We start from the raw sequence: 20,645 nt of genomic DNA, 5'->3' as shown, positions 1-20,645 counted from the left end.
CGCATCAGTTTCCGAGCTGCGGTGGAAATGATTCCAAAGCCACATAGCCGGACCCGAAAGCGTGTATAGAACAGCCAGGGTTAAGAGCACACCTGCCGGATCAATCGCTATTAAGCTAAAGACCAATATAACCGCAAGCATCATTACGAAGGGCACGCGACCTTTAAAGTCGAGCCCTTTGAAACTGGAGTAGCGGAAATTCGATACCATCAGGAGACCCGAAACCGCAGTAACCAGTGCCGCCACTATAGCCAAGCCTGGTCCTACTTCAGCATTGTGGCCTGCCCACACCATACTCGCGACGATCGCAGCAGCTGTTGGGCTCGCCAATCCAATAAAGACCCCTTTATCAACGGTATCTACCTGTGTATTGAAGCGCGCAAGCCTCAATGCCGCACAAGCCGCATATAAAAATGCTATAGCCCAACCAAATTTACCCAGGTTTCCCAGCGCCCAGCTGAAAACGACCAAGGCAGGAGCCAGGCCGAATGAAACCATGTCTGAAAGCGAGTCGTATTGAACACCAAAGGCACTTTGGGTATCTGTCAGGCGAGCGACGCGCCCATCCAATCCATCCAGTACCATCGCGACAAAAATCGCTATCGCAGCCGATTCAAAATGCCCACTCATACCTGCGACAATGGCATAAAAACCGCTAAACAGTGCGCCTGTTGTCACAAGATTGGGCAGCAGGTAGATACCTCGTGCGCGCACTCTTTTACCACTGGAAGAAACCTCTTCCTCAACATGCTCATCGACAGGCAAACGAATTTCCTCAGTAGCCTCACTACTTGAGTCTATGGGCTGTTTTTCGCCCCCTTGACCGCTCATATACTCTCCATTGATGCATTGTGCAGTCAGCGAGTTTAACGCCAATTTACCACCCGAGCCCAGAGCAAAAAAAAACGGCAGGGTCGCCCCTGCCGTTTTTGCCAACCTTAAGTCAGCTATTACCTTCGGTGCGATCAATAATTTTATTCGCTTTGATCCACGGCATCATGGAGCGGAGTTTTGCCCCTACTTGCTCAATCTCGTGTTCGCTACCAATGCGACGCTCTGCTTTCAGACGCGGCTGCCCCGCCAGGGACTCGAGCATAAAGTCTTTGGCAAACTTACCGGTTTGAATATCTTTAAGAACCCGTTTCATTTCTGCCTTGGTTTCTTCCGTAACAATACGCGGGCCAGTTACGTAGTCACCATACTCTGCGGTATTGGAGATAGAGTAGCGCATATCGGCAATGCCCCCCTGGTACATCAGGTCGACAATCAGCTTCAATTCATGCAGACATTCAAAATACGCCATTTCCGGAGCATAGCCAGCTTCTACCAGAGTCTCAAAACCAGCCGTTACAAGCGCGGAAACACCCCCACACAGAACAGCCTGCTCACCGAAGAGATCTGTTTCAGTCTCTTCGCGGAAATTGGTTTCAATAATACCTGAGCGACCACCACCATTAGCTGAGGCATAAGACAGCGCCAAGTCTTTTGCTTTACCTGTCGCATCCTGATAAACAGCAATCAAGGTAGGGACACCGCCTCCCTCAAGGTAGGTCGATCGAACGGTATGGCCGGGCCCCTTGGGAGCAACCATAATGACATCGACATCCGCTGGTGGCTCAATCAATTCAAAGTGCACATTAAAACCATGCGCGAAAGCCAGTGCTGCACCAGACTTTAAATTTGGAGCAACTTGCTCTTTGTAAATATTCGCCTGGTATTCATCCGGAGCGAGAATCATAACCACGTCGGCATCTTTCACCGCATCGACAACTTCAGCTACCTTCAAGCCCGCGCCTTCAGCCTTTTTCCAGGAAGCAGACCCCTCGCGCAACCCAACAACAACATTCGCTACACCAGAGTCTTTCAGGTTATTGGCATGGGCATGACCTTGAGATCCATAACCAATAATGGCTACTGTTTTTCCCTGAATTAAAGAAAGGTCACAATCTTTGTCGTAATAAACTTGCATCGCTCAATTCCTGCTTTTTGCTCTATACACTTAATACTTTTTCACCGCGGGCAATTCCGGAAACTCCGGATCGCACCACTTCCATAATTGTGTGTTCCCCCAGCGCCTGTAGGAACGCATCGAGTTTTTCGCCGGTTCCTGCCACCTGTACCGTGTACATACTGCTGGTGACATCGACGATCTGCCCGCGAAAAATATCGACACTGCGCTTCACCTCATCGCGCTGGGCACCATTGGCTCGCACTTTCACCAATAGCAGCTCCCGCTCGATATGAGAGCCTTCAGTGAGGTCCACCAATTTCACAACATCGATAAGCTTGTTTAGGTTCTTGGTAATTTGCTCAATCTTGTGATCGTCACCAATCGTCACCAAAGTGAGACGCGATAAAGTCGCATCCTCAGTAGGCGCCACGGTGAGGCTTTCAATGTTGTAGCCACGCTGGGAAAACAAGCCAACAACACGGGACAATGCCCCTGGTTCGTTCTCCATCAGAACCGAAATTATTCTACGCATCGCCCTACCCTTTAAGTTCTCTCAGTTTTGCTCAGCCACATGTCACGCATGGAGCCATTTGGTAGCACTTGCATGGGATAGACATGCTCAGATGGGTCGACGTACACGTCGATAAATACAGTGCGATCCTTAATTGCAAAAGCTTCTTGCAACTTGTTGTGTAGGTCTTCACGACGCTCCACTTTCACCCCGACGTGACCGTATGCCTCGGCGAGTTTTACAAAATCAGGCAGCGATTCCTCGTAAACACTATTGGAAAGCCTTCCTTCATATTGCATCTCCTGCCACTGCTTCACCATCCCCAGAGCCTGATTGTTAAGGCAGAGGATTTTTACTGGCAGATGATATTGGGTAGCCGTAGAAAGCTCCTGAATACACATCTGGATACTTCCCTCGCCAGTTACGCACACAACCTCTTTATCCGGGTGAGCTATTTTCACCCCCAAGGCTGCCGGTAAGCCGAAACCCATAGTCCCCAACCCACCGGAGTTAATCCAGCGGCGCGGCTTATCAAACAGGTAATATTGCGCAGCAAACATCTGGTGTTGCCCTACATCGGATGTCACAAAAGCATCACCCTCAGTAATGTCATATACCGCCTTGATCACATCCTGCGGCATTATCAGAGCACCATTAGTCTGATAACGAGGAGCCGTGTAGAGTCCGTGACGCTCACGCCAATCATCGATTTGGCGCCACCAGTCAACTATCGCGGAGTGATCCGGCTGCTCATCATTGGCTTTCAACGCTTCGAGCATCTCCCGAAGAACAGCCTGGACCGTGCCGACAATCGGGATATCGGCAACAATCGTTTTAGAGATCGAAGCCGGATCGACGTCGATATGAATAATTTTGGCACCCGGACAGAATTTGCCTGGAGTATTAGTCACCCGGTCATCAAAGCGCGCACCTACTGCCAGGATAACGTCGGCGTGATGCATGGCTGTATTTGCCTCGAAAGTGCCGTGCATACCAAGCATTCCCAAGAAACGCCTGTCACTACCAGGAAATGCTCCGAGCCCCATCAAGGTATTAGTCACCGGGTAGTTCAACTTTCTAGCCAGCTCAGTGAGAAGCTCGGCGCCGCCACCCTGCACCACTCCCCCGCCGGCATAAATCACCGGGCGGCGAGCTGACAGCAACATAGCAATCGCTTTGCGAATCTGGCCGCTATGCCCCTTACCGGCTGGGGTATAGGAGCGCATCCGCAATTTTTCAGGGTAGTGGTAGGGGAATCTCTCCGCCGGGTTGGTTACATCCTTTGGAACATCGATCACTACGGGACCGGGACGGCCAGTATTGGCGATAAAAAATGCCTTTTTGACAATCGTAGGAATATCTTCAGCATTTTTAACCAAAAAGCTGTGCTTCACGATCGGCCGCGAGCAACCGACCATGTCTGTTTCCTGAAACGCATCCTCACCGATCTTATCCCTGGGTACCTGGCCGGATATCACCACCATAGGGATAGAATCCATATAGGCCGTTGCGATGCCAGTAATCGCGTTCGTAGCACCGGGACCAGACGTCACCAGTACCACACCCGCCTTACCAGTAGACCGTGCATAGCCATCGGCAGCATGGGTCGCACCCTGCTCGTGACGCACGAGAATATGCTTTATCGACTTCTGCCGAAAAATAGCATCATAGATATGTAACGCTGAGCCGCCCGGGTATCCAAAAATCAGATCCACCCCTTCATCCTGCAGCGCGCGAACCAACATATCGCCGCCGGAAAGTAATTCCACTTGAGTCTCCTCAATTTTCCTGTTTTATAGGATAGCCATCACCGAAAACGTATAAAACGCCTACTAGCAAGAATGCCAGGCAGCAATTATAGGGGAAAATGGTGACAAATATCAGCCTGTTGCGTGTTTAGCTGCCGATTTTTAGGATGAACTGATCGCGCATAAACACCCAACCCCAAGTAAATCTACATAGGTTCACTACGGGGTTAGCAGGCCTCCAGGGGTGGGGAGGGCCACTCAGTGGAATTTCGATGGAGGATGTTCCACCAGGGTTAGACTCAAAACCACGGGTTTGCGGTGAAATCTAGTCACTGAGTAAACCCCCGATTTTGCCAATTGAGTCCTAGCTGTCAATAGGTGTCTGCGAAAGTGTTAAGACAGTTACAGGAAAACCCGCCAGTACCGGTACAATAAGGGGACGGAAGGAACATCAACACAAGGGGTAAGCACCATGCGCATCTTACTGGCGCTATTGATTGCAGTAACAGCTACGACCGCTCAAGCCGACGGAATCTATAAATGGGTAGATGAAAATGGTGTTGTCCACTTCGGTGAGCAACCTCCAGGAGGCGCCCAAGTGGACGTGATCAAAAAGCCCAAGTCAGAGCGCTATAAGAAATGGGAGGCTGAACAGGAGGCTGCCAAACCCCGAAAACCATCAAAGCCACCCGCAGCAAAGCAACCTGAAAAGCAACTCGATGTACGTCAGCAAGAACAGGAAAAAGCAGCGCAAATGCAAGCCGCTCTTCGCGCTAAGCGCTGTGAGTCAGCCCGAAAGTCTCTGAGTTCCTTGACCACTCATTCTCGTATTCGCGCAGTCGACCAAAATGGAAATTATAGAAGCCTGGGTGAGGATGAGCGGCAGCAACGTATATCAACCGCTCAACAACGTATCCGAGATAACTGCTAAAGCCCCCCTATTCTCCCTACATTTCCTGGTAGGGAGTATCAGTAAATTGATCCAGGCTATAGCGTTCAGTGTAATAGCCTGGTTCAAAAGCACTATCCCTGGCCATAGGTACCGTCACCCTGGCAATACTCAATTGTTTCACCAGGTAGGGGCCGTCCTGCCCGGCATCGCGAATCAAGAGCCCATAAAACTCCAGGGGAATCCAGTGCCGCCCCGCCGTTAACTCAAGAGCATTTTGCGTTGTGCCTATCGGGGATTGCTCATCGTTATACAGGGAGCCCTGAAAATAGTAGCGCCCCTCTCTGCTGATATCGACTTCCGCCTCAATTAATAAATTGCCATCGGCGGTAACAGAATCCCGCAGCGATCCTGTATAGCTTCCCGTATCCTCAGAAAGAGTGAATGCTGCCGCATCGCGGAGACCATCAATATCCGTATCCACAATGACCTTAAAAATACCCGCTTCCAGCACCTGGCTATTAAAGGAGCCCGCCTCCATCAATACTTCGTAGACTAAGTCTCCATCCGAATCACTGAAAGCCAAGGTACCCACGACTTGTTGGTCTTCGTAAACCAACAGCGCAGTCAAGTCAGCACTAACCCGATCTCCATCACTATCGGTCTGATAGGCAAAAACCCGAATAGTATCCCCACGCAAATAAAACTTTTCATCTGTCCATATAGTCAGAGAATCCCCTTCCTCACTGTGAGTGGTTCTTTCATCCACCGCAAATGTCTGAGTAATCGGGTCCTGTTCAGGAGTTTTAATTGCTCGGTTTTCTGGCGGATAGCGATGAAAGCGGGCCAGATCCGAGAGAAGGGATTCGTGTAACTCAGTCTTGTTGGGCAGGGACTGAATTCCCTTCCATAGTTTTACAGACTGATCCTCTTCCTCTTGCTCCAGTTCCGCCGGCTTGACGTTATCAGGCTTGCGGCTTCGGATAGATTGCTCTTCAGCTTTTGCTTTGGCTACAACAGCGGGCGTCGCCTCTTCACCACCAGTCAGGGCCCAGTAACCCACCAATCCAGTAACTACGGCCAGTACACCCCAACCTGCCAGCCGGGCCTTTGAGCGATCTTTGCTTGATGTGGACATCAATACCTCCGAAGCCTTTTATTTTTTTAGTTAATTCGTGCAGGCTGAGATTCTACCCGCGCTGTTCTTTCCTGAACCACAGTCCAGTCCATCGGGAATAGAATCATAATCGGGGGATAGAATGCCACCGTTACGCTGCGCATCATGATCTGTATAGATACTGGCCAAATTGTAAGATCGAGCAGTGCCTTTGCTGTCGTTGTCACAAGAGAAAATCGCGCTGCCGTAAGCTACTCCAAACAGGGTTTCATATTCTTTGAGATTCGACCACAGGTTGCGCTTGGCAGACCCGGAACAGTTCATTTGCGAAGCCAAATTAATGTAACCGTCATCCTCACCATTCAGCAGCATGGAGGTAGCACTTTCCACACCTGGGAAGCCCGCATAACCCCCAATGGTGTACACCGGCGCACCGAGATTAGTCCCCACATAATTTCTCACAGTGTAAACATCATTAGTCTGCATATAGCGAACCGCCGAACACTCACGCCCAAGAAATAGTGCGTTGACCAAATCGTCATACCAGCTTCCATTACATATCCGATCAACGCCTTCAGTACCGGTAATTGCTCCCCCTGTGGTGAATATTGCAGCAACACCGCTGATAGCCGCATCAAAATCAACGCTCACTGCATAGCTTTCGTTAAGCCCGGCAACTCGAACTTCTTCTTCAACCGTTTTACAGGATTTACTGCCATACCAAGTCGTGGAACATTTTTTTACTTCTTGAATTTCTGTATTGCTATCGAACTGGTTGTAGGCGCGATTGTAGTATGGGGATCCTTCAACAGCGTTACCCGCGATATACATCATTTGGGCGGCACCCTGGCTGTGGGAGATAATCCAGAAAGTGTCCTCTGCTGAGCACTGGTTTTCGTGTTCAAACCGATCTCCCTGGCCAGAGCGGATCTCTATAATTTGACGAGCAATTTCACCCGCAGTCTCATCATGCCAGTAGGGAAATTCACCTTCATCAGTTGAGTTATAACCGACAACGCCGTAATTGCCGCCATCAACTAACAATTGCTCAATAAAATCACTGCTAGAATATTCGTCGAAAACCGCCTCACTCCAATAGTCCAGTGCTGGCTGCACTAAACTCCCATCATTACTTTCACTTGTAGTGTGTCCTTCGACTCCGTGTCCATGAACCAGGATATAGCAGTTTTCCGCTACCGCTGATGAAGCTCCAATTATCGCCGAGAAAAAAATAGACAGGCTTGTACCCAGCCTTTTAGACAGTGCCATTGTTATTTTCCTTTATTGTTTTAGTAAGTGGTAACTCTCGTGACTGAAGAGTTTTAAAAAATCTGAATAACGCAATGTACAGCAGACGACTAAAACTTATCCTTTACCCTCTATTTGGGAATAGGATTAAAGGCGCCAGAGGGGGGTCGAATCCGCCACGCGAAGCGACCAATTCGTCATATTCCTCAATTTATACTCGTGCTTTGAGGCGCCTTTGCTATGATGCCGGCAACGCCACCCGGACGGCAGTAAGTCATGAGAGACCAAAATAAAAATATGTCCGGCCATGCCGGCGTGCCCAAGATATTTGCGCCTTACTTTGTGGTTGCCGCCGCCAGGCTCGGCATTCCCACCGAGACGCTAATTGAACGATTGCCATTCTCATTTAGCTGGAATCCAGGAGAAAGTGAATGGCTCAATTACAGTGAATTCAATGCTCTAATTGAAAGCATACTGGCGCTATCCCCTGTTACCTCACCAGGTCTCAGCTTTAGTCGCTTTCCAATTATGCTTTGGCTTGAAGAAACTATTATCGAAGCTCAGCCCTCCTTGAGACGGCCGAGGGAGATCTTTCGCCCTGCAGAAATTGTACTCTCACAAACTCTGGCCCCCCTCCTGCGGTTCCAGACTTACCAGGAAGTCGATGCGGAGGTACTCACACTCAACTGGCAGCAGGAACTCTTTAGCGCTCCGGTCAATCATTTTATTGCTGAAATGCTGATGAGTCGTGGAGTAGATCTCTTGCGCACTCTTAACCCCAGATTTCCCGAGGTCAGGGGATTAAAGTTACGCAGTGAAAAGCCAGAAGATGACTCTATCCACAAGAGGATTTTCCAGTGCCCAATTGAATTTTCCGCTGATGAAAATGCGATTATCCTGGGCTCCCAGATACTGGACTTCCCTATACCCAGTTACCATAAAATCATTCGCAGCCAAAGCCGAAATATATTAAAAGCAGTTCTACACAACACTTTAACCAGCTATAACCTGGCAGCGAGTTTGCGAGCCTGGCTCGAGAAGCACTTGCTCAGTGAAGAAATCACTATCAAACAAGCCGCAGCCCACTTCCGCACCAGTGGCCGCACTTTACAGCGCAGATTGAGAGAACAGGGAGTAACATTCCAGCAGCTTAAAGACAGTGTTACGCTATCTCTGACCAAGAAACTCCTTCTCTCAACCAGTGATTCCGTAGAAAGCATTGCGGTACAACTTCATTTTGCCGAACGCGCAGTATTTACCCGCTTCTTTAAAAAACATGAGGGAGTCACCCCTTCCGAGTTCCGTCGCAGTAATGTCGGCAGAGATATTTTCGAAGCGTAAATAAGTGTAAAGAGGCTCAGGAGGCCGCTACAGCCTCCGCCTCAAAATTCCGCCCAAGATACATATACATCGCCGGCACGACAAATAAAGTAAATAACGTTCCAATTGTCATACCGGTCGCCACTACCAAGCCCATTGCAAACCTTGCTCCTCCACCAGGCCCCGACGCTATTAACAATGGAACCATCGCCAAAACCAGAGATGCCGTAGTCATTAAAATCGGTCGCAAACGGATTGAAGTGGCCTGCTCAATCGCTGATCGCTTTTCAAGCCCTGAGAGCTGTAATTTATTGGCAAACTCCACTATCAGAATGCCGTGTTTGGAAATAACCCCAATCAGGGTAACCAGGCCCACTTGTGTGTAAATATTGAGGGTCGTCAATCCTAGACTGACGAAAATCATCGCTCCGCAAACACTCATCGGTACGGTGACCAACATAATCAAGGGATCGCGCCAGGATTCAAATTGAGCAGCCAGCACCAAATAAATCACTATCAAGGCAAAGAAAAAGGTAACCACCAAATCTGATCCTTCAGTTTTGAATTGCCTGGACTGCCCCGAGTAATCTACAGAATACTCGACCGGTAAGATTTCTTTAGCCGCATTATCCAACACCATCAATGCTTCACCCAACGTAATCCCAGGGCGTGGCACACCCGAAATAGTGACGGCATTTAATTGTTGAAATCTCTTTAGTTGCTGTGGTTCAACGGTTTCCGTGAGCCTTATCAAAGTACTCACAGGAACCAACTTGTCGTTTACCGCCCGAATATAATATTGCTCCAGCTGATCAGGGGTAAGGCGATCAACTCTCTCGACTTGAGGGATAACTTTATAACTGCGATTATCCAGGGAAAAACGGTTGACATAAGCCCCAGATAACATCGCTCCTAAGTCACGACTCAGGTCCACCATTTCCACACCCATACTGGCTGCTTTATCACGATCAATTTCTATTACAATTTTTGGCTTATCAATTTTCAGATCAGAATCTAGAAAAATAAACTTTCGACTCTCCAAAGCTCGGGTCATAATATCGCTTGCCACCGATGCCAGATTCTCCATGGGCTCTGTAGAACCGATAACAAATTCAACCGGAAGCTGCCCTCCCGCAGTTGGCAGACTTGGTGGCACCACTACAGCTATTTTTAGCCCGGCTATTTGCTGCACATCACTGCTAATCAACTCCTGCATCTTTTCCGTATCGCGGTCTCTCCCTTCCCAGGGAGCCAAAACAAACCCGGCCACCGCATTATTAACACCACTACTGAAGGTGCCCGCCCCATTAAGCAGAAAAAGATTTTCAACCTCAGTAAATCTCTCAGCAATGACATTAAGTTCACCACTGTACTGTTCAACATAATCTAAAGTTGCGTAAGCATCGGCAGTAGAAATTGTAAGAACAAGCCCCCTATCCTCTGTAGGTTCAAGCTCTTGAGGGGACGTCACAAATAAGAAGTAACAACTTATCAATACAATTAAGCCGAAAACCAAAATAACTCGGCGCTCATCAAGAGAAGAATGGAGCGATTTTTCAAATCTCGTCTGAAGTCGATTAAATTGGCGTTCCAGCCAAATTTCAAACCGGGTACCTCCACCATCGCGAGGCTTTAATATTTTCGAGGCCATCATGGGAGATAAAGTAAGAGCGACCACTCCAGACAGTAATACGGCGCCAGCTAGGGAGAATGCAAACTCTATGAATAGGGTCCCGGTTAAACCACCGAGAAAACCAATAGGAATATATACTGCAATTAGCGTTGTAGTCATAGCCACTACAGGCCATGCCAACTCTCGAGCCCCTACGATCGCAGCCTCTTTTGGAGGCAAGCCCTCCTCTATATGTCGATGGACATTTTCCAGAACAATAATGGCATCATCAACAACAATTCCGATTGCCAGAACCATGCTTAGCAATGTGAGCAAGTTGATGGAAAATCCCATTAAAAACATTAAAAAGAATGCACCAACAAGAGAAAGAGGTAGTGCAATTGCTGGAATCAATACGCTGCGAACTGACCCCAGAAACAAATAAATCACCAAAATTACTATAAATACTGCTTCAACAATTGTTTTGACGACCTCTTCAATGGAGTCCTGAATATATTCAGTACTGTCGTAAGGGATCTCGCCTAGCATACCCTCTGGCAACTGTGGAAAAATTTTCTGCTCCAACTCCTCGCGTACTTTTTTAATAACATCAAGGGAGTTCGCATCGGGTGCCACCTCAATAGCAATAAAAGTGGCAGACTGCCCGTTAAAAGTCACAGAGCTGTCATAGGATTCAGCTCCTAACTCTATCTCCGCCACTTCACCTAGACGAACCAACTTATCCCCATCGGCTCTAACCACTAGCTTGCGGAAATCCAATTGACGTGCAATATCTGTATCCGCACGTATTTCCAGTGCCACACGGGTTCCCTTTGTCGAACCAACTGCCGACAGAATATTATTATCCCTAAGCGCATCAGAAATATCCGCAGGTGTGACTTCCAATGCCGCCATCTCTGTCGGTTTTAACCAGACTCTCATTGCAAAGGTGCTGTCCCCCAAAAGGCGAGCTCGCTGCACACCAGCTATAGTCGCCAATTTAGGTTGAACAACGCGTGTCAGATAATCCGTGATTTGATTATTAGCGAGAATATTTGAGGAAAAAGAAAGGTACATTGCAGCAGTGGTTTCTCCCTGCTGCATTTCCACGCTGGAATCCTCTGATTCATCAGGCAATTCACTGCGCAGCTTATTTACCTTGGCAACGACCTGAGTTAACACTTCATTTGGATCGTAATCAAAACGTACATAAACGTTTATCGTCGAGAGACCTTGCACGCTGGTGGAAACCATGTAATCGATACCATCTGCAGTAGCAATCTCCTGCTCCAGCGGCGTAGTAATAAACCCCTGTACTAGATCTGAGTCGGCACCAACATAAACGGTGGTTACTGTAATAACTGCATTTTCAAGTTCCGGGTACTGCCTGACATTTAATTCCGTTAGCGACCTTAAACCCAATAGAAAAATAAATAGGCTGACTACGCAGGCCAACACTGGTTTTCGAATAAAAATCTCTGTGAAATTCACAACCTATAAATTCCAGGTTTAACTATTTTCCGGTGTGGGGTCCGCACTTTCTGGGGGTTGATTTTGATTATTGATAACCGCTTTCTCTCCATTGCGAAGTTTAAGTAATCCGCTGCTAGCCACTATATCACCCACCAAAAGTCCTTGTGTGATTTCAACTAGATCCCCACGCTCCTCACCAGTTTTCACAAATCGTTTAACTGCGACCATATGCTCACCATCTTTATCGGGCTCCAACACAAAAACCGCCACCCCATAGGGAGCAAAAGCCAATGCGGTTCTGGGAATGACGAGCACTTTTCGCTGTGCACTTATCTTTACGGATACTTGGGCAAACATCCCAGGACGTAAATCGTGTTGGGGATTTTCCAGAGTCGCTTGAATCAGAAAGTTCCTACTTGCACTATCCACCTGAGGGTCAACAGCAGTAATTCTTCCTTTGTAGGTATTTTTAGGGAAAGCATCTGTTGTCAACTGAATAGCAAGCCCAGCCTTAACCAAGGCATATTTTTGTTCAGGGAGGGAAAAATCAACAAAAATAGGATCAAGTTGCTGTAGAGAAACAACAGACTCCCCCGGGCTTACATTCTGCCCAAGATCGATTTGTCGAATTCCCAGTACTCCACTAAAAGGCGCCACGATAACTCGCTGATCCACCCTGGCCCGCTGCACTTCTATATTGGCAACCACCTGGTCCAAAGTACTGCGAGCGCTATCCAAATCTGCTTCAGTTGTTACACCTCGCCCCAGCAGAGTCTTGATCCGCACGTAATTACGACGGGCCAAGCGAAGCTCTGCATCCAACACCTGCAACTGCGCCTTTTCCGGTTCGGCAAAAATTTCCGCCAATAAATCGCCCTTCCTAACATGCTGGCCCGACTTGAAGTGAATAGCGCTGATAACCCCCTGAGCTTCGGTAGTAACCTCTACACCATTAACAGCTCGAATGGTGCCTATTCCTCTCAGGTCTTCCTTCCAATATTGAAACTGGGCGGTTGCTGAAGTCACTGTGGCCGCAGGCAGGGCTAAGTTGTCTATGAACTGATTCACCATATGCCTGCCAATTAATTTATAAGCAAAAATTCCGCCGAAGAGCAAAAGGCATCCCAGCAGCATTAGCAACATACGCTTACTGATATCAGGCCCCCGTAAGGTGTCGTCAATAAAAACTATAAACTGATACTTGCAAGGGAAACTATGCGCTACGGAGGGGTGCCCCTCTACGTAAATATCCGAACAAACGGATTAGCGCACCTGTGAGTATAGATATGGAGAGAGTGAGGAATCGGTGGGAGTTTAGGGGTGCACTATATGGCACCCCCAAGTGCTTTTTTATCGGAATACGGCTTTATCGCCTTCAACATCCGCGTGGATCGTTGCTCCAGGGGAAAACTTACCGGCGAGAACATCTTGCGCCAGCGGGTTTTCCAGCCATACCTGAATAGCACGCTTTAATGGCCGTGCACCATAAACGGGATCGAACCCAACTTCTGCTAATTTATCCAGCAGACTTTCAGATACCTCTAATTTCAGGTCCCTCTCTGTCAGTCGACGGCAAAGTTGTTGCAACTGAATCTCGGCAATAGAGCGTACTTCTGCCTTATCCAGTGGATGGAAAACAACCACTTCGTCAATACGATTTATGAACTCTGGCCTGAAATGGTTCCCCACCACTTCCATCACCGCACTTTTCATCTGTCGATAACGAATTTCAGCGTCCAGGTCATCACCATTTTCAGCTGTGGCGTATTTTTGAATTAAATCTGAGCCAAGGTTTGAAGTCATTACGACAACGGTATTACGAAAGTCTACCGTGCGCCCCTGGCCGTCGGTCAGGCGGCCATCATCAAGAACCTGTAAAAGAATATTGAATACATCGGGATGCGCTTTCTCCACTTCGTCTAATAGCACAACAGAATAGGGTTTTCTCCGCACCGCTTCAGTCAGGTATCCCCCTTCTTCATAACCTACATATCCGGGAGGTGCGCCAATCAGTCGGGCCACAGAGTGCTTCTCCATAAATTCCGACATATCGATACGCACCATGGCGTCTTCTGTGTCAAACAAGAACTGAGCCAATGCCTTGCATAATTCCGTCTTACCCACACCGGTTGGGCCGAGGAACAAGAATGAGCCATTGGGTCGGTTGGGATCAGCTAGCCCCGCCCTCGAGCGGCGTACGGCATTAGCAACCGCTTCCACCGCTTCCCCCTGTCCGATGACCCGCTTGTGCAACTCATCTTCCATTCGCAGTAGCTTTTCACGCTCACCTTCGAGCATCTTAGATACAGGAATACCCGTCCAGCGGGATACCACTTCAGCCACCTCTTCATCGGTAACCCGATTGCGCAGCAGGCGGGGTTCTTCAGAAGCTTCAGCGGTAGCGGCACTTTTAAGCTGTTGTTCAAGTTGTGGAATTACACCGTACTGTAATTCAGACATTCTATTGAGATCACCTGCACGCCGTGCGGACTCCATATCGAGCTTGGCCTGCTCGAGCTTTTCCTTGAGGTCATGGCTGCCGGCAAGCTGTGCCTTCTCCGCCTTCCAAACCTCTTCAAGGTCGGAGTATTCCCGCTCCAGTTGTAGAATCTCTTCTTCCAGTTTCGACAGGCGTTTTTTAGTCGCCTCATCATCCGTATCCTTTTTTACTGCCTCACGTTCAATCTTTAATTGAATTAAACGGCGCTCCAATTTATCCATGGATTCCGGTTTGGAGTCGATCTCCATGCGTATCCGGCTGGCGGCCTCATCAATAAGATCAATCGCTTTATCTGGTAATTGACGATCAGTGATGTAACGCTGCGATAATTTTGTCGCCGCAATAATTGCAGAGTCGGTAATATCAACACCGTGGTGTACTTCGTAGCGTTCTTTTAATCCGCGCAGAATCGCAACCGTATCCTCTTCAGTTGGTTCATCAACCAGCACTTTTTGGAAACGCCGCTCAAGCGCTGCATCTTTTTCAATATATTGCCGATACTCATCCAGAGTGGTTGCACCGACACAATGTAATTCCCCGCGGGCCAAAGCGGGCTTCAGCATATTTCCCGCATCCATGGCCCCCTCAGCTTTACCGGCACCCACCATCGTGTGGATCTCATCGATAAAGAGAATAATGCGACCTTCCTGTTTGGATAATTCGTTGAGTACCGCTTTTAATCGCTCTTCAAATTCTCCACGAAATTTTGCGCCCGCCAACAATGCCCCCAGATCCAGGGAAAGAAGACGTTTGTCCTTTAACCCTTCCGGCACTTCACCATTGACGATACGTTGAGCGAGCCCTTCAACAATGGCAGTTTTACCAACACCCGGCTCACCAATTAGTACAGGGTTATTCTTGGTACGCCGCTGTAAGACTTGAATCGTCCGCCGTATTTCATCATCGCGGCCGATCACCGGGTCAAGCTTGCCGGCCAGAGCCCTCTCGGTCAGGTCGAGAGTATATTTATCCAGCGCCTGGCGCGCTTCTTCCGCATTGGGGTCATCCACTTTTTCGTCGCCACGCACTTTTTGAATTGCCGCCTCTAATTGTTTAATGTCGCCGTTGGCATTTAGGATTTTGGAAATCTCTCCCGCCGCAGAGTCGAAAGCCGCCAGTAATACAGTTTCACTGGAAATAAAACTGTCACCATTTTGTTGGGCTCGCTTGTCCGTGAGATTCATTAAGCGCATTAATTCCTGGGACATCCCCACATCACCCGTGGGGGAAGTCACCCTCGGCAAGCTATCCAACCGCTTGGCAAGATCATTGCGCAACCCGTTTAGGTTAAATCCCGCCTGTGACAGGAATGCGGGTACGCTTCCGTTGTTCTGGTTAAGCAGTGCCAGAATCAAGTGCTCGGGATAAATCTGGTTGTGGTCGCGCCCTACCGCCAGGGATTGCGCATCAGCAAATGCCGCCTGTAGCGGGTTTGTCATTCGGTCAATTCGCATGAACGAAACCTCTTTTACTCGATTTTTTCAAAAGCGCTGCAATAGTGGCACTAATTTGCCTTTTACATTCGCTATGGTACTGACAAGTAAAATAGGGGCGCAGGAAGGGTTTTCAATGATTTAAATCAATAGCGGCATTTATTCTATGCAAAGTGGTTTTGCGGCAAATCTATCTCTTATAATTTTTACAGCTCAGTCAACACCCAGCCTTGTAATTGCCCAAGCTGCCCCAATATTATCGATTGGCTTACACAGAAAAAATAAGCCATCTAGAACTTCAATTCAGTCTTTATCCCGCCATATCAAAGTTGCCATACGACCGGTTTCAGACTCTCTGCGGTAGGAAAAAAACTTCTCAGGTTCTGACATTGTGCAGAGCCCCCCGCCATACACCTCGCCAATCCCCAGCTCTGCCAACTCCGCACGAGCCAGGGCGTAAATATCTGTTAAAAAGTGCAGTGGTTTCTTAGTGTGTGGGCGGAAACAGCTAGCGATTTTTTCTGTGTGCCGACTGCTAATTGCATTTTCAAAGAATGCCTCGAGGACATCGATTCCGGTTTCAAAGGCCTCCGGGCCAATCGCTGGGCCCAACCAAACCATCAACTCCTCAGGATCACACTTCATCGCGCGTACGGTGTTGCGCAATATACCACCGGCCAATCCGCGCCACCCGGCATGGGCTGCTGCTACACGGGTACCACTCTTATCGCTTAGCAAAACAGGCAAACAGTCTGCGGTTAACACGGCACAGACAACACCTCTTTTCATGCTAAAGCAGGCATCTGCGGTTCGAACTAAGGCGTCATCACTTGCCTCGACTACCTTGTCGCTATGGATCTGCTCCAGCCACTGCGGTTCTGAGGGCAGCTCAAGCTCCCCTCTCAACTGTTGGCGATTAGCAGTAACAGCTGACTCCTTGTCCCCCACGTGAGCAGCCAGGTTAAAGGAGGAGAAATGGCCACAACTTTGGCCCCCAGTGCGTAGCGTCGTCGCCGCCCTCACCCCTGCGGGTGCGGGCCAATCGGGTATAAGGTAGTGGTTACTTGGCATTGAGATATCTTGCTTTGCGAAATTGTCCTTTCGAGAACCGGCGATAGGTACTCAGGCGAATTTATAACCGGTACTTCAAGGCTCATCAGCGCGCAACTGATCGAGCAGTGCTTGCATGTCAGCAGGCATTGGCGCACACCAATGCATGTCCTGTCCACTGGTGGGATGCACTAGCGCGAGTTCAGCCGCATGCAGAGCCTGCCGAGGGAAGCTCTGGAGAGCTTCAACAAGGTCTGCCGAGGCCTCTGGAGGCAACTTTGGGCGGCCTCCGTAGAGTGGATCTCCCACGAGCGGGTGCCTGATATGGGCCATGTGTACCCGAATCTGATGAGTACGACCGGTTTCCAGCTTGCAGCGTAAGAGCGTGTAAGCGCTGTAACGCTCCTGTACACGATAATGAGTGATCGCCTCTTTGCCGCCAAAGTCCAAAACAGCCATCTTGAGACGATTTTGACGATGCCGACCGATGGGCGCATCAACACGACCCGCAGTGGTGATATATCCTTGGACCAGGGCATCATACTGTCGACTCACCGTTCTCTGCTTTAATTGATCCACGAGATGGGTCTGAGCGGCCAAAGTCTTAGCCACAACCATCAGGCCACTGGTGTCCTTATCCAGCCGGTGAACAATACCAGCTCGGGGTATCAGCTCCTGTGCTGGATTGTGATGAAGCAGGCCATTGAGCAGAGTGCCGTCGGGGTTACCGGCAGCGGGGTGGACTACGAGGCCCGCGGGCTTATTGACCACCATCAGGCAGTCATCTTCGTACATAATATTGAGGTCGAGGTCCTGGGCAGCCCAGCTACCCTGGGGCTCCAGTTCTGCGCGAAGCTGGATAAGCTCGCCGCCAAAGAGCTTTTCCTTGGCCTTAGCTGGGGCTCCGTTTAAGGTGAGCTGACCGCCTTTGATCCACGATTGGAGGCGCGCGCGCGAAAAATCGGGAATTAATTCGGCTGCGGCCTGGTCTAAGCGTCGACCAGCCATATTGGCAGGAACTTGGATATCTAGTTTTAGGTGTTCAATCATCAATCAATTGCAAATACTTTGGGCAGCTCCGCGACTGTGGTTAAATGTCCGACGCGCCAGGTTAATACTGGTGGGTAGTTTAATAAGGTAGAGTGTAAGAATGATAGAGCGAGGGGCTATGCAGACCTGGAAAATGCTGTGGCTGGCCTTGGTGTCCGCAATATTGGTTGCCTGCGCCAACACAGATGATTCGGAAGTGGGCCTACCCACAGGTTCACGTACAGAGCAGGCATACTACGAGATGGCCCAGCGACAGCTGCGAACCAGCCAGTGGGATCTTGCCATCAGAAACCTGCGAGCCCTGGAAGACAACTTCCCATTCGGCAACTACGCGGAACAGGCTCAGCTTGAGCTGATCTATGCCTACTACCGCAACTATGAAAACGATGCTGCTATCGTCGCTGCAGACCGCTTTATCCGCCTACACCCCCAGCACCGCAATGTCGACTACGCCTACTACATGAAGGGCCTGTCCTCCTTTACTGAGGGCACAGGCCTGTTCGAGCGCTTTATGCCTACCGACTTAACCAGTCGCGACCCAGGATCAGCTCGAGAGTCATTCGCTTATTTCTCCCAGTTAATGGCCCGCTACCCTGAAAGCCGCTACGCTCCAGACGCGCAAAAGCGCATGATCCACTTGCGTAACCTGCTGGCCCGCTATGAAGTTCACGTGGCCAACTACTACTTTAAGCGTGGCGCCTACCTCGCAGCAGCCAATCGCGGCCGCTACATTGTGGAAAACTTCCAGCAGACACCCGCAATTCCCGATGCCCTGGCAGTTATGGTCCAAGGGTACCATTTGATGGAAATGCAAGATCTCGAGGCTAATGCCCTGGATGTACTGCGCAATAACTATCCAAAGCACCCCGCTTTTAACGAAGACGGCACTTTCAACTACGACTTTTACAAAGGTCCGAGCGGCCGCAGTCTAGTGCACAGAGTCACCCTGGGCCTGTTTGAAAAATCTGACCCGCGGGGCTTTGACAGCAGGGAGCTCTATAATCCCGAATACAACCGGGACGAGACTCCCCTACCTCCAGAGCTTCTGTAACTTATCACTTAAAAATAGAAACGGCGCCATTCGGCGCCGTTTCTATTTTCAGGAGAGCTAGTCACCCAGCTTCCAGCCATTGGTGATGGGATAGCGGCGATCCCTTCCAAATCCTCGTTCAGAAATACGCACCCCGATGGCTGCCTGGCGCCTCTTGTACTCATTGCGCCCCACTAACCTGACCACACGCTCTACATCCTCTCTCTGGAAGCCACGCTGAATGATTTCCTCAGCGCTGTGGTCTTGATCGACATAGAAATTGAGAATTTGATCCAGGATCTCATAAGGCGGAAGACTGTCAGAATCCACCTGGTCCGGGGCCAGCTCAGCACTGGGTGGGCGGGTAATGACCGTTTCAGGAATCACTTCAGAAATTGTGTTGCGGTAACGGGCCAGCTCAAATACCAATACTTTGGGAACATCCTTCAGGGCATTGAATCCGCCTACCATATCCCCGTATAAGGTTGCGTAACCAACGGCCATCTCACTCTTGTTACCGGTTGTCAGGACCATCGCGCCCTTCTTATTGGAGATAGCCATCAAAAGAACGCCACGAGAGCGGGCCTGCAGGTTCTCCTCAGTGGTATCCCTCTTACTGCCAGCAAATTCTTCAGCGAGAGCGCCCATAAACGAATCAAAGATGGGCTCGATACTAATTTCCCGATAGTGAACCCCCATTCTTTCCGCCTGATCGGCCGCATCGCCTTTACTCAGATCCGAGGTATAGCGAAACGGCATCATTACAGCCTCAACACGCTCTTTGCCCAACGCATCGACCGCAACTGCCAATGTAAGAGCTGAGTCGATTCCACCCGACAACCCCAACACAACGCCATTAAAACCATTTTTATTAACGTAGTCGCGCACCCCGAGTACCAAGGCTTGGTACACGGAAGCCAAATCGCTGCGAGGAGGAGCAACTTCCCCAGGGTGTACCGTCAAATCCTGTCCCTGCAAAGATATGGAAGCTGGCAACAACTGCTCTGTAAACTCCTCAGCCCTGGCACATACCTCTCCCTCAGCGTCAACAACAATTGAGCCACCGTCAAAAACCAGCTCGTCCTGACCACCGCACCAGTTTACATAGGCAATGGGGACTCCAGCATTTCTTGCCTGCCTCGAAACCAATTCCAGCCTTTGTTGAGCCTTGCCCCGATGGAAAGGTGATGCATTGATGTTGAGAATCAACTTGGCTCCAGCATCGACTGACTGCTTGATGGGCTCTGGAAACCAAATATCCTCACAAACACTCAGCCCCACAGGAACTCCCTTGATATGCACTACACAGGGGGATTTACCCGGCTTGAAGTAACGCTTTTCATCAAAGACCTGATAGTTAGGCAGCTTCTGTTTGGCATATTCTGCGATTAACTCTCCCTCAACTATTACCCCCGCCATATTGAACATAACGCCATCGAGCAACTTTGGGTAACCCACAACAATGGCGCAAGGCAGTTCTGCAGCTTTGAGCTGATCCAATGCCGCATCAATACGAATCTGCATACTGGGGCGCAACAACAAGTCTTCAGGAGAGTAGCCGCACAGGGTCAGCTCCGGGAAAAGTACCAAGTCAGCACCCAGTTCCTGGTACGCTCGGCGCGCAATTTCTATCACCTGCTTGGTATTCCCTGGAATATCTCCCACCAGGGAATTGATTTGTGCCAGCACTAACTGCAAAGTAGACATCGTTGA

The 20,645-nt window shown here is 49.5% G+C and carries 15 protein-coding genes (1 of these 15 running past the window's edge); 3 read left to right on the top strand and 12 right to left on the bottom strand.

Going from position 1 to position 20,645, the window contains the following annotated elements:
• The 4 genes from pssA to ACG1BZ_RS03040 form a co-directional block, all read right to left on the bottom strand.
• A protein-coding gene (pssA, locus tag ACG1BZ_RS03055) for a CDP-diacylglycerol--serine O-phosphatidyltransferase (RefSeq protein WP_282934338.1) crosses the window boundary here: on the bottom strand, nt 1–831 show its 5' portion. It extends 45 nt beyond the left edge of the window; the window shows 831 of its 876 coding nt (coding positions 1–831); its start codon is at nt 829–831; its stop codon lies beyond the left edge, outside the window.
• A gap of 112 nt (nt 832–943) precedes the next feature.
• Complete coding sequence (gene ilvC / locus ACG1BZ_RS03050) at nt 944–1,969, bottom strand: ketol-acid reductoisomerase (protein WP_413664327.1); 1,026 nt, start codon at nt 1,967–1,969, stop codon at nt 944–946.
• 22 nt (nt 1,970–1,991) lie between these two features.
• Entirely contained in the window at nt 1,992–2,483 is a 492-nt protein-coding gene (gene ilvN, locus ACG1BZ_RS03045) for an acetolactate synthase small subunit (protein WP_282934340.1), read from the bottom strand.
• 11 nt (nt 2,484–2,494) lie between these two features.
• Nucleotides 2,495–4,231 (bottom strand): acetolactate synthase 3 large subunit, encoded by a 1,737-nt coding sequence (locus ACG1BZ_RS03040; RefSeq protein WP_413664326.1) that lies wholly within the window; start codon nt 4,229–4,231, stop codon nt 2,495–2,497.
• Nucleotides 4,232–4,682: 451 nt separating this feature from the next.
• Between ACG1BZ_RS03040 and ACG1BZ_RS03035 the strand changes: the two genes are divergently transcribed.
• Entirely contained in the window at nt 4,683–5,141 is a 459-nt protein-coding gene (locus ACG1BZ_RS03035; RefSeq protein WP_413664325.1) for a DUF4124 domain-containing protein, read from the top strand.
• 16 nt (nt 5,142–5,157) lie between these two features.
• Here ACG1BZ_RS03035 and ACG1BZ_RS03030 read toward each other — a convergent pair whose 3' ends face one another.
• Nucleotides 5,158–6,237 (bottom strand): hypothetical protein, encoded by a 1,080-nt coding sequence (locus ACG1BZ_RS03030; RefSeq protein WP_413664324.1) that lies wholly within the window; start codon nt 6,235–6,237, stop codon nt 5,158–5,160.
• Nucleotides 6,238–6,267: 30 nt separating this feature from the next.
• Nucleotides 6,268–7,485 (bottom strand): hypothetical protein, encoded by a 1,218-nt coding sequence (locus ACG1BZ_RS03025; protein WP_413664323.1) that lies wholly within the window; start codon nt 7,483–7,485, stop codon nt 6,268–6,270.
• 255 nt (nt 7,486–7,740) lie between these two features.
• On the opposite strand from ACG1BZ_RS03025, the gene ACG1BZ_RS03020 reads away from it, so the two are divergent.
• Nucleotides 7,741–8,805, top strand: a complete 1,065-nt coding sequence (locus ACG1BZ_RS03020; RefSeq protein ID WP_413664322.1) for a helix-turn-helix domain-containing protein — start codon at nt 7,741–7,743, stop codon at nt 8,803–8,805.
• Between the two features lie 16 nt (nt 8,806–8,821).
• Here ACG1BZ_RS03020 and ACG1BZ_RS03015 read toward each other — a convergent pair whose 3' ends face one another.
• The 5 genes from ACG1BZ_RS03015 to rluD form a co-directional block, all read right to left on the bottom strand.
• A complete protein-coding gene (locus ACG1BZ_RS03015; RefSeq protein ID WP_413664321.1) occupies nt 8,822–11,887 on the bottom strand; it encodes an efflux RND transporter permease subunit in 3,066 nt (1,021 codons plus the stop codon).
• A gap of 18 nt (nt 11,888–11,905) precedes the next feature.
• On the bottom strand, nt 11,906–13,012 hold the full coding sequence (locus ACG1BZ_RS03010; protein ID WP_413664320.1) for an efflux RND transporter periplasmic adaptor subunit: 1,107 nt from the start codon (nt 13,010–13,012) through the stop codon (nt 11,906–11,908).
• A 207-nt stretch (nt 13,013–13,219) separates the two neighbouring features.
• Nucleotides 13,220–15,823, bottom strand: a complete 2,604-nt coding sequence (gene clpB, locus ACG1BZ_RS03005; protein WP_413664319.1) for an ATP-dependent chaperone ClpB — start codon at nt 15,821–15,823, stop codon at nt 13,220–13,222.
• 282 nt (nt 15,824–16,105) lie between these two features.
• Nucleotides 16,106–16,873: a peptidoglycan editing factor PgeF gene (gene pgeF / locus ACG1BZ_RS03000; protein ID WP_413664318.1), complete on the bottom strand. Its 768-nt coding sequence runs from the start codon at nt 16,871–16,873 to the stop codon at nt 16,106–16,108.
• A 75-nt stretch (nt 16,874–16,948) separates the two neighbouring features.
• A complete protein-coding gene (rluD, locus tag ACG1BZ_RS02995; RefSeq protein WP_413664317.1) occupies nt 16,949–17,902 on the bottom strand; it encodes a 23S rRNA pseudouridine(1911/1915/1917) synthase RluD in 954 nt (317 codons plus the stop codon).
• Between the two features lie 100 nt (nt 17,903–18,002).
• Here rluD and ACG1BZ_RS02990 point away from each other — a divergent pair, with 100 nt between their 5' ends.
• Entirely contained in the window at nt 18,003–18,953 is a 951-nt protein-coding gene (locus ACG1BZ_RS02990; protein WP_413664316.1) for an outer membrane protein assembly factor BamD, read from the top strand.
• A gap of 57 nt (nt 18,954–19,010) precedes the next feature.
• On the opposite strand, the gene ACG1BZ_RS02985 is transcribed toward ACG1BZ_RS02990, so the two are convergent.
• Nucleotides 19,011–20,639 (bottom strand): NAD+ synthase, encoded by a 1,629-nt coding sequence (locus ACG1BZ_RS02985; protein ID WP_413664315.1) that lies wholly within the window; start codon nt 20,637–20,639, stop codon nt 19,011–19,013.
• Nucleotides 20,640–20,645 lie beyond the last annotated feature (6 nt).

This window comes from Microbulbifer sp. CNSA002 (assembly GCF_047324085.1).
Classification (GTDB): domain Bacteria; phylum Pseudomonadota; class Gammaproteobacteria; order Pseudomonadales; family Cellvibrionaceae; genus Microbulbifer.
Note: the sequence above shows the minus strand (reverse complement) of the source record. Positions and strands in the feature narration are given on the sequence as shown.

Coding starts and splice junctions, on each gene's coding strand:
- ilvC (WP_413664327.1), bottom strand. CDS start 1,969: ATGCAAGTTTATTACGACAAAGATTGTGACCTTTCTTTAATTCAGGGA.
- ilvN (WP_282934340.1), bottom strand. CDS start 2,483: ATGCGTAGAATAATTTCGGTTCTGATGGAGAACGAACCAGGGGCATTG.
- ACG1BZ_RS03035 (WP_413664325.1), top strand. CDS start 4,683: ATGCGCATCTTACTGGCGCTATTGATTGCAGTAACAGCTACGACCGCT.
- ACG1BZ_RS03030 (WP_413664324.1), bottom strand. CDS start 6,237: ATGTCCACATCAAGCAAAGATCGCTCAAAGGCCCGGCTGGCAGGTTGG.
- ACG1BZ_RS03025 (WP_413664323.1), bottom strand. CDS start 7,485: ATGGCACTGTCTAAAAGGCTGGGTACAAGCCTGTCTATTTTTTTCTCG.
- ACG1BZ_RS03020 (WP_413664322.1), top strand. CDS start 7,741: ATGAGAGACCAAAATAAAAATATGTCCGGCCATGCCGGCGTGCCCAAG.
- ACG1BZ_RS03010 (WP_413664320.1), bottom strand. CDS start 13,012: ATGTTGCTAATGCTGCTGGGATGCCTTTTGCTCTTCGGCGGAATTTTT.
- clpB (WP_413664319.1), bottom strand. CDS start 15,823: ATGCGAATTGACCGAATGACAAACCCGCTACAGGCGGCATTTGCTGAT.
- pgeF (WP_413664318.1), bottom strand. CDS start 16,873: ATGCCAAGTAACCACTACCTTATACCCGATTGGCCCGCACCCGCAGGG.
- rluD (WP_413664317.1), bottom strand. CDS start 17,902: ATGATTGAACACCTAAAACTAGATATCCAAGTTCCTGCCAATATGGCT.
- ACG1BZ_RS02990 (WP_413664316.1), top strand. CDS start 18,003: ATGATAGAGCGAGGGGCTATGCAGACCTGGAAAATGCTGTGGCTGGCC.
- ACG1BZ_RS02985 (WP_413664315.1), bottom strand. CDS start 20,639: ATGTCTACTTTGCAGTTAGTGCTGGCACAAATCAATTCCCTGGTGGGA.